This is a genomic window from Vibrio sp. Vb1166 (genome assembly GCF_033338695.1).
GTDB lineage: Bacteria > Pseudomonadota > Gammaproteobacteria > Enterobacterales > Vibrionaceae > Vibrio > Vibrio alginolyticus.
This window is the reverse complement of record NZ_JAWOTE010000004.1, coordinates 245,883-261,476: the sequence shown is the minus strand read 5'-3', so window position 1 is coordinate 261,476 and position 15,594 is coordinate 245,883. Positions and strand designations below refer to the sequence as shown.

The window sequence follows — 15,594 nt, the reverse complement described above, 5'->3', positions numbered from 1 at the left end:
TATATTAATCTATGTCGATAGCTCACGACTTCTTCATCAACTCAACAAATGATTCTGACGAATATTGCTTTCTACAACATTCATGACGTACTTCATACTTTGGCATTGAGGCAATATCGATTAACTCGAAAGTAACATTCAGCCACGAAATTTAGGTTAGGATGGCCCGGTCATATGTAAACGGTATAAACCAGAATTAACAGGACTATACGACCCATTGTTACGCTCACAATATAAAATAGCCAAATGGACACTCGCCCTCGTTCTTTGGGTGGTGATGATATGCTTAAGCCAAAATTCTGGTTTCTCGAAAAGCTGCCCGAAGGCTCACCAAATACAGAGTCAGCAAGATGAAAGCGTGAATTTATCACCATCTTGCGACCTTTCAGAAAAGCTGGTTCAAGCTTACCAACATCAGTTTGATCATATTCTTATTCCATTTTTTCTGTTTGCTTTGATTGTGGCGCTGCCGATGACAACCACAGCAATTCGCTATCTGGAATACACAGAACCGATACCGGAAAAGTATCGGGTTCACCTAAAACTTTGCGTGTTTAGAGAATAAAGCCAGCAAGGCGAGAGACCTTTCTGCCTGACTTTTGTACATATTTTATTCACTTCACATAACAAACAACGAAATTTAAAAGTTTTAGGAAATATTATGACATTCACTCGTACACTTTTGGCGTTAACGATGGCTATCGTATCTGCCGTATCTTTCGCATCAGAAAAGACCGCAGAACAAAAGCTAGAGGAAGTTACTCAGATACTAAAAGAAAACCCTCAAATTCTTGATTCATTGCACCAAAACCTTCAAGAGTACATTGCGTATCAACAGTCATTTGGCGACACCTTGAAGGAGGTTCGTCAATATCTAAGTGATGGCAAACATTCCTCTTTTGGTGCTGAAAACCCTGAGTTAACCATTATTAACGTAACAGACTACAGCTGCCCTTTTTGTAAACGTTTAGAAGGAGAGCTGGTCAAAGTTGGTAAGGAATATCCGCAGGTAAAAGTGCTTAACCTCAATGTCTCTTTTAAAGAACAATACGAGAAAAACGGCTACAACTCGGCAAGTTACGCATTAAATGTTTGGCAAAACCAGCGAGATAAGTACGAACAAGTGCATGAGTTATTGGTGAAAAAACCGGGCGCACATGACGCACGTTCCTTAAATCAAATCGCGAAAAAAACGGGGACAGAAGCACAGCTTGTCGACGACAAAGAGACCAAAGCGCTGCTTGATAAAAACTATCAGTATTTCACGCAACTTGGTTTACGCGGCACGCCCGCGTTGATCATTAATGATCAGATCATTCCTGGTTATGTGCCGTTTGACGAGCTAGAAAAAGTCATCGACCAAGAACTGGCGAACTAAAACAACAAAGCCCTTCCCTGATAACTCAAGGAAGGGCTTTATATTTACCGACATAAAGAGCGTTTAGTTACTTATCACGTCCAACAAACGCCACGACGACTTTGTCATTGCCAAGCGAACGAGAGAAAACGTACGCGCCTTCCTGTGCAATCACTCGATGCTGACCTGCGCCAATGGCAGGGTGTGCTTGACGGAACTGACCAAGGATTTGCCAATGTTTCAGCAAAGCTTGTTTATCATCAGATAGCTTCCAAACCATGTCTGAACGTGTGCCTTGGTGGAAATCATCCGCGTAAGGGCCAATGTTACGGCCTACTTCATCGCCATAATAAACCTGAACCGCTCCTGGGCTAAGGAGCAATGCGTTCGCGGCGTTACGTTGCATGCCGTAATCTTTAAAACGTGAGAAAAACAACTCCGTATCGTGAGAAGACATGTAACTGACTGGGTTGAAGTCTTTCTCGTTCGCGATAGTGTCCGCATAGCTTTGGTAAGTGTCTGCCATTTGGCTAAAGCACGCCGCGCCTTTGTCTAGCTTCTTCTGCATATCGAAGTTGATCAACGCGTCAAAACCATCATCGAAATAAGGGCTACGATACGCAGTGTGTCCCCAGACTTCGCCCATCATCCAGAACGGCTGACCTGACTTACCATTCTCTTTACGCCACTGCTCAAGACTGCTTGAAGCCTCTTCTTTCAAGCGTTTCCACACATCGCCTTCAACGTGCTTCACCGTATCGACACGGTAACCATCAATGCCAAAGCGTTTCACCCAATCAGTTTGCCACTCAATCAAGTAATCCGCCACGGTGTAGTTGTCACGAGCTTCTACGCGAGTGCCAGGGTTATCCAATAGCCACTGCGCGGGCTTCACTGCTTTGTCTGATTCAGTGATGAAATCTGGCAAGCCAGCAAGAGACATCGTAATGTCGCTACTGCCCGGAGCTGGGTAACCCGGCAAGCCGGTTCTTACCCAATCGCCGCCCCACCACTTCGCCCAGTTCGGACTCTGATAATCAATGTTCTGGTGGTAGCTATGCCAATTTTCGCCTGCTTTTGGTTGCCAGTCGCCCCATTTCTTGGGCAGTTCGGCATTAGGCTTTAACACATCGATACCGTCGAACTGTAGATCTGCCAATGTTGAGTAACCAGAATGGTTGATAACCGCATCCATCAAGACTTTGAGGCCACGCTTGTGCGCCTCTTCCACCAGCGTTTTTAAATCTTCTTCGTTACCGAAGTTCTCATCAATCTTGGTGAAATCGCGCGTCCAGTAGCCGTGGTATGCATAAAACGGGAATGAGCCACTATCGCCACCACCGACAAAGCCGTGCACTTGTTCAACGATTGGCGACAACCAAATCGCGTCTGTACCTAGGCTCTTGATGTAATCCAGTTTCTCAATTACACCTTTAAGGTCACCGCCGTGGAACGTGCCAACTTCATCTTTGCCGTCTTTTTTACGCCCATAACTGTTGTCGTTACTTGCGTCTGCGTTGTTGAAACGATCAACCATCACGAAGTAAATGTTCGCGTTTCGGTAATCAAATAGCACCGCCTCTTTGGTTTTCTGCACAGGCTCTAGCAGCACTAGGCCACCAGAGTCTTTACTTGGCGTCAGCGATACTTTCTGCTCTTTCACTTCAACCATTTGACCTGAATAAGCATCGCGTAACTTGGTGCCTTCAGGAAAGCTATCCCCCACAGCGATCGTCACTTCACCGCCTTGGTAGACTTCACATTGTACTTGCGGGATCGGGCGTTTAAATTCGGTTTTTGCTGCTTTTTTCGGCTCTCGCTTAAACAGCAACGTCTTAGCCGCGTCGTCATAAGCGAAGGAATAGTCGCCAGTAAAGCGAACTTTGAGTGGCAGTTCGGTCGGCTTGCCACAATTTAGCGCGATAGGTTTGTTGAATTTGACCTTCTGGCCATCAGGCGCGACACAGTCGCCTTCAACACCCGTGATTTTGAGCGTGTATCCGTCTTTGGTTAAGGGCACAACCAAAGGCTGCTCTGCACTTAACGGAAAGTCACGGCTGTTGGTCGTGGTAGAAATGGTGATGTTAGGCTCGGCGATGGCACTTGCCGACGCAAGCAGTAAAGTAGTGGTAATCAGGTTCAGTTTCATCGTTCAGTCCATTGGTTGCGCATAGGCGCAGTATTCGTGTTGTAGTTTTATTCACACTAATAGTAAATGGATGAAAAACTGAGCACATCATTCTGAAAAGCTACGCCCTAAAGCTTGTGACGCTTCACATTTTGCTTTTATGGGGGCGTAGTTCTACTTATGAGCAGGGTAAAAAGGAGTTTAAAGCTGAACGCTACCAAGGTTACGCATTTGTCTCATCGCCCAATTGACGCGGCTGATGGTGTAAGAAGTCTGAGGGTAAACTTTGATGCGATACGGATTTGGCAGCACCACCGCAAGCCTTGCTGCTTGGCGTGTTGAAAGTTGTTTAGCAGGAATACCAAAGTAGTTTTGCGCAGCGGCTTCCGCGCCATAAATACCTGGACCAAACTCCACCACATTCAAATACACTTCAAGAATGCGTTTTTTACTCCACATTGCTTCCATCAGCAGAGCAAAATAAAGCTCATACGCTTTGCGCACATAAGAGTGTGAAGGAAACAGAAACACGTTCTTTGCAGTTTGCTGAGTAATCGTGCTCGCACCGCGAGAGGGACCGCTCTCGCCAGACTCTGAGATCACTTTAAACAAGGAATCAAAATCCACTCCGTAATGGGTCGGGAACTTTTGATCTTCTGTCGCAATCACGGCCAGTTGAATGTGTTTAGAAATATCACTCAAAGGCACCCATTCATTTTGACTCTCTTCAGGAAATCCTTCAGGAGGAGAAATCATGCGGCTGATCTTCCATCCCCAAATTGGTGGATCGATGTATTTCACTATGCCAACGAGCATCACTGGTAAAAGCAAAAGCACCAATAAGATATTGAACAGAAGGGATTTAATCTTTCTCAAAGTCCGACCTAGCCTGATTTAATAAAACAATATGATGCAAGTATAGAGTATGCAGTCTGTTTATCGTTAGTGAAAACTTGGTCAAAAAAAGCCCGATTTACAATGTAAAACGGGCTTAGAATTTGATTAGACTAAATTATTTGTGCAGCTTGTAGAACACGGTTGAAAGTGGAGGCAAACGAAGCTCAAGTGATTGAGGCAGTGATTCACTTTCAACTTTTTCCGTTTTCACACTGGTCAGCACTTTAAAATCGCTGCCGCCGTATTTGCTGTCGTCTGTATTCAGTAGCAGTTCGTATTGACCTGCATTTGGAACGCCTAAACGAAAGCGCTCGTGTGGTACGGGCGTAAAGTTGGTGATGATCAGAATACGCTCACCTTCTTTACTAATACGCTCGTGCGCTAGGATGCTCGCATCCGCTTCGTCTTGTAGACGCCACTCAAAACCAGCAGGAACACAATCTTGATCGTGCATCGCCGCTTCATTTCGGTACAAGTGGTTCAAATCTCGCATCAGCTTTTGGACACCTTGATGACGCTCATATTCCAGCAAGAACCATTGCAACTGATCATCGTGGTTCCACTCCGCCGTTTGGCCGATTTCCGCGCCCATGAAGTTCAGCTTTTTGCCCGGTTGACCATACATGTAACCGTAGTATGCACGTAGGTTTGCGGTTTGCTGCCATTCATCACCCGGCATCTTGTTATGGATAGAGCCTTTGCCGTACACCACCTCATCGTGAGAGAGAGACAAGACGTAGTTCTCGCTGTGCGCATAAACCAGCGGGAATGTGATGGTATTGTGGTGGTATTTGCGGTGAACAGGATCTTCTTTGATGTATGAAAGACTGTCGTGCATCCACCCCATATTCCACTTGAAGCCAAAACCTAAACCACCCATAAAGGTTGGCGCAGACACCCCAGGAAACGCCGTTGACTCTTCCGCAATCGTCATCGCATTCGGGAAGTGCTTGTACACTTCTTCGTTCATCCATTTTAAGGTTGCGATTGCGTCGTAGTTTTCATTGCCACCGTCGACGTTCGGTACCCACTGATCGTGGCTACGTGAGTAGTCGAGGTAAAGCATCGATGCGACTGCGTCCACGCGAATGCCATCAATATGGAATTGTTCAAACCAGTACAGCGCATTCGATACAAGGAAGCGACGCACATGTTCACGGCCTAAATCATAGATGTATGAGTTCCAATCTTGGTGCCAACCGCGACGCGGGTCCGGGTCGTGGAACAACGGTGTGCCGTCAAAGTTTGCTAAACCGTGGTCATCCGATGGGAAGTGCGCCGGAACCCAATCCAGCACCACACCGATACCAGCTTGGTGACACGCATCCACGAAGAATTTGAAATCATCAGGAGAGCCGTAACGGCTGGTTGGCGCAAATAAGCCAACGGGTTGATAGCCCCATGAACCATAGAATGGATGCTCAGACACAGGCATCAGCTCAACGTGGGTGTAGCCCATATCCACAAGGTATGGCACCAACTGCTCCGCGAGTTCGCGGTAGTTGAGGAAATCACCTTTCTCGTCGCGTTTCCATGATCCAGCATGCAGCTCATAAAACGATAGCGCTTCATCACGCTTTTGTGTCACTGCGCGGTTTTGCCACTTCGCATCTTGCCATTGGTAACGCTTGTGATCGTAAGTAATGGATGCGAACGATGGGTATTGCTCAGAGTAGAAACCCCAAGGGTCTTGTTTGTGTGGCAGCCCTTCCCCATTTGGCCCTTTGAGCTCAAATTTGTACTGAACGCCTTCTTCTAAACCAGGAATGAACAAACCCCAAATGCCATAATCTAAACGTTGCATTGGGTGACGACGACCATCCCATTGGTTAAAGCAACCCACAAGGCTAACAGCCGATGCATGTGGAGCGTAGACAAGGAAACGAACACCGGAAATGTTTTCACCGCCACGTTCTAGCGTGACAAAGTGCGCGCCCATGTAGTGATACATGTCTTTTGGCGTATGCAGATGCTCGTACTCTTGGTAGATATTGTGGTACTGGTACGGGTCATCAATAATTTGTTCAACACCATTCCAATCGACCGCTAAACGGTAGTGGGTCAGGTGTAAGTCGCGTTGCTCTTTTAAGATAAAACCGCTGTCGCCATCGCGTTCAAGCGCCACGCGAGGTTCACCATTAACAAGCAGTTCAACCTTGTTTGCGCCTGGCATCCACACTCGCAGCGAACCTTCGCCGTCATCAATGAATGGGCCCAACGCCGCAAATGGATCTGAGTAAGCCGCCTCAGCAAGCAGTTCGTACGCGCGTTCGTGTTTTTTCTTTATTTTCTTTGTTTTGGTGATTTTCAAATCTTTCTCCCTAGAGCCAATATTCGTTTGAACCGAATGTTGGTTTCTCCACAGCCAACGTTGTGAACTCACAAAAGACTCCGCTTCTCACGTTCGTCGCGTAAACGGCGTCAAAATACAAAAATGCCCGCTATTGTCGCGGGCATAATAACGGTACTTCATCCTAACGGATTGTGTGGGTTGAATGAGTGACCTAGACGGAACTTTCGTACCTCTGAGCTAACAAAATTAGTAATCCGCTCATTCTTCTACGTCACTCTACGCATCTTATTTGCTCGCCTGTGCGCGAACTTCTGTAAGGCGTTTAGAAATGCGATTCACGTCTTCACGACTGAAGATTTCATCTAGGTTCATCGACAGCTTACGACGCCAGTTTGGATACTCATCAACCGTGCCAGGAATGTTGACCGGTTGATCCATTTCTAGCCAGTCTTCAAGCTGAACGCTAAGCAGTGCAGAATCACCCGCCGCAACGTGCAATTGAAGCGCTTCGCTTAGGTATGAATCCATTGGCACGTACTGAGCATCATGACCAATGCCTTCTGGCAGATAGCCATGCCAGCGAACACTGTCTAGAATGCCTTGTTTGCACTTCAAGCGGTCAGCGAATAGGCCTTCCAACTGCTGCTCATCAGGGTACAGACCAATCTCACGCCCCATCTTCAAGTCATCACAGTGCCAGAAACCGCGTAGTGTTGGCATATCGTGCGTACACAGCGCAGCCATAGACTGCTCAGCGTAGTGCTTCGGAGAAATAAAGCCACCGTCGTCTTTTGATGTTTCGAAGAAGAAGACTTTGTACGAATGCACACCCGCATCACGAAGGATATCAACGATTTCATCAGGTACAGTACCCAAGTCTTCACCGATTACAGAACACTGATGACGGTGAGATTCCAACGCTAGGATTGCTAGCATGTCTTCCACTGGGTAGTACAAGTATGCGCCTTCTGTCGCTTTCTCGCCTTTTGGAATCCACCAAAGGCGAAGCAGGCCAAGTACGTGGTCGATACGCAATGCACCACAATGCTTCATGTTAGCACGTAGCAATTTGATGTAAGCGTCGTAGCCAGTCGCTTCTAAAACCTGAGGGTTAAGCGGAGGCAGACCCCAGTTTTGGCCTAGTGGACCAAGTACATCTGGTGGCGCACCGATGCTTGCATCCAATACTAGCGCGCCTTCATCAGCCCATGTTTCACTACCAGAATCAGCAACACCAACCGCAAGGTCACGGTACAAACCCACAGCCATGCCTTTTTCTTCGGCTAGCGCTTGCGCTTCTTTGATTTGATCGTCTGCGATCCATTGCAGGTACATGTACAAGTGAACACGATCTTGGTTATCCTTGATGTACTTCTGAGTACCAGCTGCGTCGAATGTGCGGTATTTCTCAGGGAATACAGGCCAACCCCACATGTTTGCATCTTCTGCATGTAAATCAGCATGAAGTGCATCGAATGCAGCTTGATGTAGCAAGCTGTCGCCGCCTTTTTCAACAAAGTCCAAGAAGGCACGAGCGCGATCGGTGTTTTTGTCTAAATGGCGAGCTTTAAACTCACTGAATAGTAGCGGAAGAACGCTCATTTTTAGTTGCGAAACTTCGGTGTAATTCACCCAATGAGAGTCTCGCGCTTTTTGTAAACGTTGTTGGAACTCTGCGCTACCAACACGCTGTTGTGCTTCTGCACTTAGCGCGAATTCAGGTACAGAGCTTACGTCGATGTACATGATGTTCAACCAACGACGAGAAGACGGGCTGTATGGGCTTGCCCCTTCTGGATTCGCAGGGAACAGCGAGTGAATAGGGTTCAAGCCAATGAAGTCACCGCCACGAGAGGCAATATCACTCACCAGTTGTTTTAGGTCGCCAAAATCACCGATGCCCCAGTTATGCTGAGTACGCAGTGTGTAAAGCTGGATACTAGGACCCCATAGCTTTTTGTGTTGGTTTAGATCGTCTTGTTTGAAACACGCTTTCGGCGTAATGATCAATGACATCTCGTAAGGTGTTTTACGACGCTTACGACTGATGATCAGTTTGTGATAACCCCAAGCCAAGTTCTTTGGCAATGCAAACACTAGAGGGCCACCCTCAGCACGCTCATCACGAACAATTTGGGACTGAAGATAGCCTTCAAGTACCTCTCCTTGTTCTGTTTCTAAACGCCAGCTGAATTCACTCTCACGAGCACTCGTACCTAGGTTTAGTTCCACTTCGACTGGTTCGCCGTCGCGTAAAACAAGAACAGGGGCTAGTACGTCTTTTTTATGTTTCTTTTCAGCAGAAGCCAGTAGTTTTTCATCACTGCTAGTATCGTAGCCAAGCGAAGCGAGCAAGCGGCGTAGCGTCTCCTCAGACACTTTAGCCTCATCTCCCCAAGCACTGACATAGCTATCAGCCAATCTCGCCATTTCCGCGACTTTCTTTAATGCTGTTTGTTCTTTCATCGCTTTCTCCGAAGGTAATACCAACACCTTCCATGTAGGGTTTTATTGTTATCAATAACTTCTTTTGGAAAATGACCAAAGGTAGCGCTTGGCTACCTTGGTCTTAACTAGGTTCTATTAGCGTTTCACCGCTTCAAGTTTCCAGATATTGTTCACGTAGTCTCGGATTGAGCGGTCTGACGTGAACTTGCCAACAAGGGCGGTATTAAGAATGGCCTTCTTCGCCCAGCCAGCTTGATCTTTATATTGTTCGCTCATGTCTTCGTGCGCTTTCACATACGATGCGAAGTCCGCAAGACATAGGTATGGGTCACCGCCATCCAGCAGGCTATCGTACGTTGCACGTAGTAGGCCCGGTTGACCTGGAGTGAATTCTTCACCCAGTAGTAGGTCCATGGACGCTTTGAGTAGGTGATCCGCGTTGTAGTAGTCAAATGGGTTATAACCTTGAGCTTTTAGCGCTTTCACACCTTCAACGTCTAGACCGAAGATGTAGATGTTCTCATCGCCCACTTCTTCACGAATTTCAACGTTCGCACCATCCATCGTACCGATAGTTAGGGCACCGTTTAGCGCCATCTTCATGTTACCTGTACCTGATGCTTCTTTACCCGCTAGCGAGATTTGTTGAGAAACGTCAGCCGCAGGGATAATGATTTCAGCCATGCTCACGCGGTAGTCAGGGATGAATACCACTTTCAGCTTGTTACCGATGCGAGGATCGTTGTTCACCTTGTCTGCAATCTTGTTGATTGCGAAGATGATTTCTTTCGCTAGGTGGTAACCCGGTGCTGCTTTTGCTGCGAAGAACACAACGCGTGGCGTACACTCAAAACCTGGTTCATTAAGAATACGGTGGTACAGAGACAGTACGTGTAGCAAGTCTAGATGCTGACGTTTGTACTCGTGCAGACGCTTGATTTGAACATCGAAGATTGCATTAGTATCGAGCTCGATACCCATGTTCTCTTTCACCCAAGTTGCTAGGCGTTCTTTGTTCTCTTTCTTCACTGCCATGAATTCTTTTTGGAATGTCGCGTCAGTAGCGTACTTCGCAATACCTTCAAGTTGCTCTAGTTTCGCTGGCCATTCTGGGCCGACTTTCTCAGTGATAAGCTGAGACAGACCTGGGTTACAGAACTTCAACCAGCGACGTGGCGTAATACCGTTCGTTACGTTGTGTAGACGTGTCGGGTACATTTCGTGGAACTCTGGGAATAGGTCTTTCTTAACCAATTCAGAGTGAAGTGCTGCTACACCGTTTACTGCGTAAGAGCCGATTACACATAGGTTTGCCATGCGAACCATGCGGTGGAAACCTTCTTCGATGATAGAAAGCTTCTGTTGCTTCGCGACATCACCCGGCCACATTGCACGTACGTCTTGTAGGAAGCGGTGGTTGATCTCGTAAATGATCTCCATGTGACGTGGTAGCAGGTGCTGGATTAGCGACTCTGGCCATGTCTCTAGTGCTTCTGGAAGTAGCGTGTGGTTGGTGTACGCAAATGTCTTAGAGCTGATTTCCCAAGCCGCTTCCCAAGTTAAACCTTTTTCATCCATCAGGATGCGCATTAGTTCAGGAATCGCAATCGTTGGGTGTGTATCGTTAAGCTGGATAGTCTCTTGCTTAGGTAGATCCGCTAGCGAGTAGCCCGCAGCTTCGTGGCGACGTAGGATGTCACGTACAGACGCTGCTGAGTGGAAGTACTGCTGCATTAGACGCAGTGTTTTACCTTTCTCGTGGTTGTCGTTCGGGTAAAGCACTTTAGTGATGTTACCTGCGTCGATCAGTGCGTGCTGAGCTTCGAAGTAATCACCATTGTTAAAGCTTGCTAGTGAGAATGGTGCAATCGCCTGACATTCCCAAAGACGTAGCGGGTAAACCGTGTCTGATTCGTAACCCACAATTGGAAGATCCCAAGGCATTGCTCTTACTGTCATGCCTGGTACCCATTTGCGAACTTCTTTACCGTTCTCGTTAATCACTTCAACGTGACCGTAGAAACCGATCTCTTGCGCAAGTTCTGGACGCGCAATTTCCCAAGGGTAGCCTTCTACACCGCGCCAAGCGTCAGGTGCTTCTTGCTGGCGACCATCTTTGAATGACTGTTTAAATAGACCGTATTCGTAATGTAAACCATAGCCGACAGTTGGGAATTCTTGTGCCGCACATGAATCCATGAAACACGCAGCCAGACGACCAAGGCCACCGTTACCCAATGATGGGTCGCGCTCTTCTTCTAGCAGATCAGTTAGGTTGTAACCCAGTTCAGCCATTGCTTCTGTTACTTGTTCATACAGACCCATGCTGATTAGGTTGTTACCCGTCAAACGACCGATAAGGAATTCTAGCGAAAGGTAGTTAACGCTCTTCGCACTTTTAATGCGTGGATCTTCTTCTGTCGCAAGCAAATCTAGAGTAGTAAATTCAGCCAGAGCATGCCCCATTGCTAGGTACCATGCGCGGCTGTCTGCGTTTTCAATCGTATGAGCGTAAGTTACAGATAAGTGTTTCTTTACGCTTTCTTGGAACGACTTCTTGTCAAATTGTTTTTGTTGAGTAGGTTTCATTACGAAATTCTCACGTCTTTTGGTAATTCATCTGCCATACATCGTGCATTTACCTCTGTGAATAAACATCCTCCTAATTCTCATCCTTTGAAGGAGGAGGGCTGAGGGCGTAGAGGGGGTACCATTGCTAGGTTAGTGATCCAAATCTCAACAAAGTGAACTTTGCACCAGTTCTTAGTGATTTTGATCACAATGGAATGTGAGAAAGGTTAAAACCCGTTCATGACGCTTTTTATAGTCCACTCATCTGATGATGTGAAAATTGTAATATCGGTCACATTAACTCGGTCAGCGTAGAAGAACTTTTCGTAATCTATGTGCAACGCGATCTTAACGCTAACGAAACAAACGACATTTAAGTGACGACAATCACAAATAAAGGGCGTAGTTGATGGTAAATCCATCAACCCTTGAGAATTAGGAAGTGGATCAAAGTAACGAACATTTCTGATGTCGTAACATCCCTCTCAGCTCACAGGATTGTACGCTTTTTATACAAACTAGAATTAGGCGATGTGAGTTATTTCTAGTTTTCGCTAGCTTTTATATCTAAGTGACCGTATGGAATGGTTTTTCAGACGGACGCAAGCCCCAATAGTAGCGACATTATCCGGTATTCAAACAGTGTTTTTGATGCTGATGACATCATTCAGTAAGACGGCTTTCAAGGGGGCTTTACTAGAATGATCACGTTGCTGTCATTTGGGTATACATAAATAAGGACATAACTACTAATGTGGATTCCATCTAAGCTTACTCGACCAGGACGCCTGCACAATGCCATCGTGCGCCCACGAGTGTTGGACTTACTACAGCAAGCGCCTTACTACAAATTGGTTTTATTCCGATCCCCAGCAGGTTACGGAAAAACAACAATGGCAGCGCAGTGGCTATCCGATAAGCCAAACGTCGGTTGGTACAGCATTGATGACAGCGATAACGACGGCTTTCGCTTTGTAAACTATCTGCTTCAAGCATTAAACAAAGCCACCAACTTCAGTTGCGCTAACGCACAAAAACTGGCGGAAAAACGTCAGATCTCGTCTTTACGCTCCCTATTTAGCGAAGTATTCGCTGAAATGGCTGACTTTCATCAAGAATGCTACGTGGTGCTTGATGACTACCATTTAATCACGAATGATGAAATCCATGAATCCATGCGTTTCTTCTTAAAGCACATGCCAGACAACCTCACCGTTGTGGTAACCAGTCGTGCAGCGCCGCCTCTGGGCACTGCAAACTTACGTGTTCGTGATTTAATGATCGAAATCGGCAACGAGATGTTGGCGTTTGATACCGAAGAAACCACTCGCTTCTTTAACCAGCGTATCGCCGATGGTATTGATGAAGACATGGCGAACAGCCTAAGAACCTATGTTGAAGGTTGGCCATCGGCGATGCAGTTGATCGCATTACAAGCCCAACATCAAAACCGCACATTGGCACAAACTGTAGAGTCGGTATCGCAGTTCAATCACGCGCACTTGTGGGATTACTTGGTCGAAGAAGTGTTTGACCTACTCGATCACGAAACTCGTCACTTTTTAATGCAAGTATCCGTGCTTGACCACTTCAATGATGAGCTAGTGTTTGCCCTTACCCAACGCGAAGATGCACTGGGAATGATTGAATCGCTTAACCGTTACGGCTTATTCATTTACCCACTCGAAGGGGAACAGAACTGGTTCCGATTCCATAACTTATTTGGCGAGTTTTTGTCTCATGAGCGCCAAGCTCGTATTCCTCAGCAAGAAAAAGATCTCCACCGCAATGCTGCTATCGCTTGGTTACAACAAAAAGCACCACACCAAGCGATTCATCATGCACAAAAATCGAATGATAAGGACTTAGTGGTAGAGATCCTAAACGAATTCGGCTGGAAGATGTTTAACCAAGGCGAACTCAGCACACTGGAAAGCTCAATTAACAAGTTGGACGATGATCTGTTGTTCAGCCACCCAAAACTTACGATGCTCCGAGCATGGTTGGCTCAAAGTCAGCATCGTTATAACCAAGTGGGCCACCTGCTTGAAGAAGCGGAAGAGGAACACAAAAAGCGTAACATTGCGTTAGATATTCATTATCAAGGTCAAGCAAACGCGTTGCTTGCTCAAGTGGCTATCAACAGTAACCAACCAGAAAAAGCTCTCGAATTAGCGGAGTTAGCGCTTAGCCAACTTGATAACACAATTTACCGTAGCCGAATTGTGGCGACTTCGGTTGTTGGTGAAGTTAACCACGTGCTAGGTAAACTAGACCGTGCTTTGCCGATGATGCAACAAACTGAAAAGCTAGCTCGTCAGTATCAGGTATATCACCAAGCGTTATGGGCAATATTGCAGCAAAGCGAGATTTTAATTGCACAAGGTTACGTGCAAGCTGCCTTTGAACTACAAGATTCCGCATTCCGTCTGATTGAAGATCAGCAGCTTCAGCATGTTCCTCTTCATGAATTTTTGCTGCGTATTCGCGCGCAAGTACTTTGGTGCTGGAACCGACTTGATGAAGCGGAAGAATGCGCGTACAAAGGTCTGCAAATTCTCGAAAACCATTCACCAAGCAAGCACTTACATAGCTATTCGATGTTGGCGCGTATTGCGATTGGACGCGGTGAATTAGACAAAGCCGGTAAATTCATTGAGCACATCCAACACTTGATGAAACAGTCGACTTACCATGTAGATTGGACTGCAAACGCTTCACTATCGTTGATTCTATTTTGGCAAGCGCGCGGGAATACCGATGCAATGCAAGAATGGCTCAACACTGCGGTTCGTCCTGAATCGGCATGCAACCACTTTTCTCAATTGCAATGGCGTAACATTGCTCGCGCCCACATTAACTTAGGCCAATATACCGACGCTCGTGCTGCGTTAGATTTTCTCCAAGGTGAAGCTCGTCGCACTAACCTAATCACAGATACTAATCGCAACTTAGTGGTTGAAGCGGTCCTTTCTGCTCGCCAAAAAGATGAGGAGCAAGCCAAGGCTCTGTTAAAAGAAGCATTAGTAATGACGAACCAAACTGGCATGGTCGGAAACTTCCTGATTGATGGTGCAACCATTGGCGGTCTGCTGGAGAAGTTGAGCCTCCGCCATGAACTGGGCGATCTTGAGCGTCACCGTGCTCAACAGTTAATGAAGGACATTTCATCGAATCAACGTAGCCGGTCGATTCACTTTGATGAAGACTTTATTGAAAAGTTGGTGAATCACCCTAATGTGCCAGAGCTAGTACGTACTAGCCCATTAACACAACGCGAATGGCAGGTTCTGGGGCTGATTTATTCAGGCTTTAGTAACGAGCAAATCGCACAAGAGCTGGATGTGGCAGGTACGACAATTAAAACCCACATTCGCAACCTGTACCAAAAGCTTAATATTGCTAATCGTAAAGAAGCCATTGTGACAGCTGAAAATTTGCTACAGTTAATGGGATACTGAACTGCTAGATAAACGGGTTAAAACGTAAAGTAAAACACAAGGGTTGACGTAACACGTCAGCCCTTTTTTATGACTGACAGAAAGAGAAGTGCAATTTGCAAAGCACGTAAGTAACGTTGTTCATATAAAAAAATAGCCAACCGCAATAATCGCGATTGGCTTATATTTAGTGTGAACAAATTGTATTCACTAACAACGTCAGTTGGCTAGGTGACCCTCGGCTTAAGAAGGGTCGAGCAGTATTATGCATTAATCATGCCAAAATGCAAAGACTTATTTTTGGGCACAAGATCTCATATAAGCTGGATTTACTCACGCGCAAATTATCAAAATGCAATTTTATAATGCAAATTGCAATTGCATAATGCAACCAAGATTGATAATTGATAGTAGAGTTAATCATCTCAAAAATGTAAACCAAGCATTAAAAGCTCGTTAC

At 46.2% G+C, this 15,594-nt stretch carries 8 protein-coding genes; 3 read left to right on the top strand and 5 right to left on the bottom strand.

Going from position 1 to position 15,594, the window contains the following annotated elements:
* Window positions 1-277 precede the first annotated feature (277 nt).
* Window positions 278-565 carry a hypothetical protein gene (locus R7E51_RS06980; protein WP_049872671.1) on the top strand — a complete coding sequence of 96 codons (288 nt, stop codon included), beginning with the start codon at window positions 278-280 and terminating at the stop codon, window positions 563-565.
* Window positions 566-661: 96 nt separating this feature from the next.
* A complete protein-coding gene (locus tag R7E51_RS06975) occupies window positions 662-1,378 on the top strand; it encodes a DsbA family protein (protein WP_206957635.1) in 717 nt (238 codons plus the stop codon).
* Window positions 1,379-1,445: 67 nt separating this feature from the next.
* Here R7E51_RS06975 and R7E51_RS06970 read toward each other — a convergent pair whose 3' ends face one another.
* From R7E51_RS06970 to R7E51_RS06950, 5 genes are all read right to left on the bottom strand, one after another.
* Window positions 1,446-3,506, bottom strand: coding sequence for an alpha-amylase (locus tag R7E51_RS06970; protein ID WP_017820128.1), 2,061 nt, complete (start codon window positions 3,504-3,506; stop codon window positions 1,446-1,448).
* A 180-nt stretch (window positions 3,507-3,686) separates the two neighbouring features.
* A complete protein-coding gene (mtgA, locus tag R7E51_RS06965) occupies window positions 3,687-4,361 on the bottom strand; it encodes a monofunctional biosynthetic peptidoglycan transglycosylase (RefSeq protein WP_017820127.1) in 675 nt (224 codons plus the stop codon).
* A 136-nt stretch (window positions 4,362-4,497) separates the two neighbouring features.
* Window positions 4,498-6,693 carry a 1,4-alpha-glucan branching protein GlgB gene (glgB, locus tag R7E51_RS06960; RefSeq protein WP_017820126.1) on the bottom strand — a complete coding sequence of 732 codons (2,196 nt, stop codon included), beginning with the start codon at window positions 6,691-6,693 and terminating at the stop codon, window positions 4,498-4,500.
* A 267-nt stretch (window positions 6,694-6,960) separates the two neighbouring features.
* Window positions 6,961-9,141, bottom strand: a complete 2,181-nt coding sequence (gene malQ, locus R7E51_RS06955; protein ID WP_005374838.1) for a 4-alpha-glucanotransferase — start codon at window positions 9,139-9,141, stop codon at window positions 6,961-6,963.
* A 117-nt stretch (window positions 9,142-9,258) separates the two neighbouring features.
* Window positions 9,259-11,712 carry a glycogen/starch/alpha-glucan phosphorylase gene (locus R7E51_RS06950; RefSeq protein ID WP_053307964.1) on the bottom strand — a complete coding sequence of 818 codons (2,454 nt, stop codon included), beginning with the start codon at window positions 11,710-11,712 and terminating at the stop codon, window positions 9,259-9,261.
* Window positions 11,713-12,446: 734 nt separating this feature from the next.
* On the opposite strand from R7E51_RS06950, the gene malT reads away from it, so the two are divergent.
* Complete coding sequence (malT, locus tag R7E51_RS06945) at window positions 12,447-15,155, top strand: HTH-type transcriptional regulator MalT (protein ID WP_005374834.1); 2,709 nt, start codon at window positions 12,447-12,449, stop codon at window positions 15,153-15,155.
* Window positions 15,156-15,594: the final 439 nt, after the last annotated feature.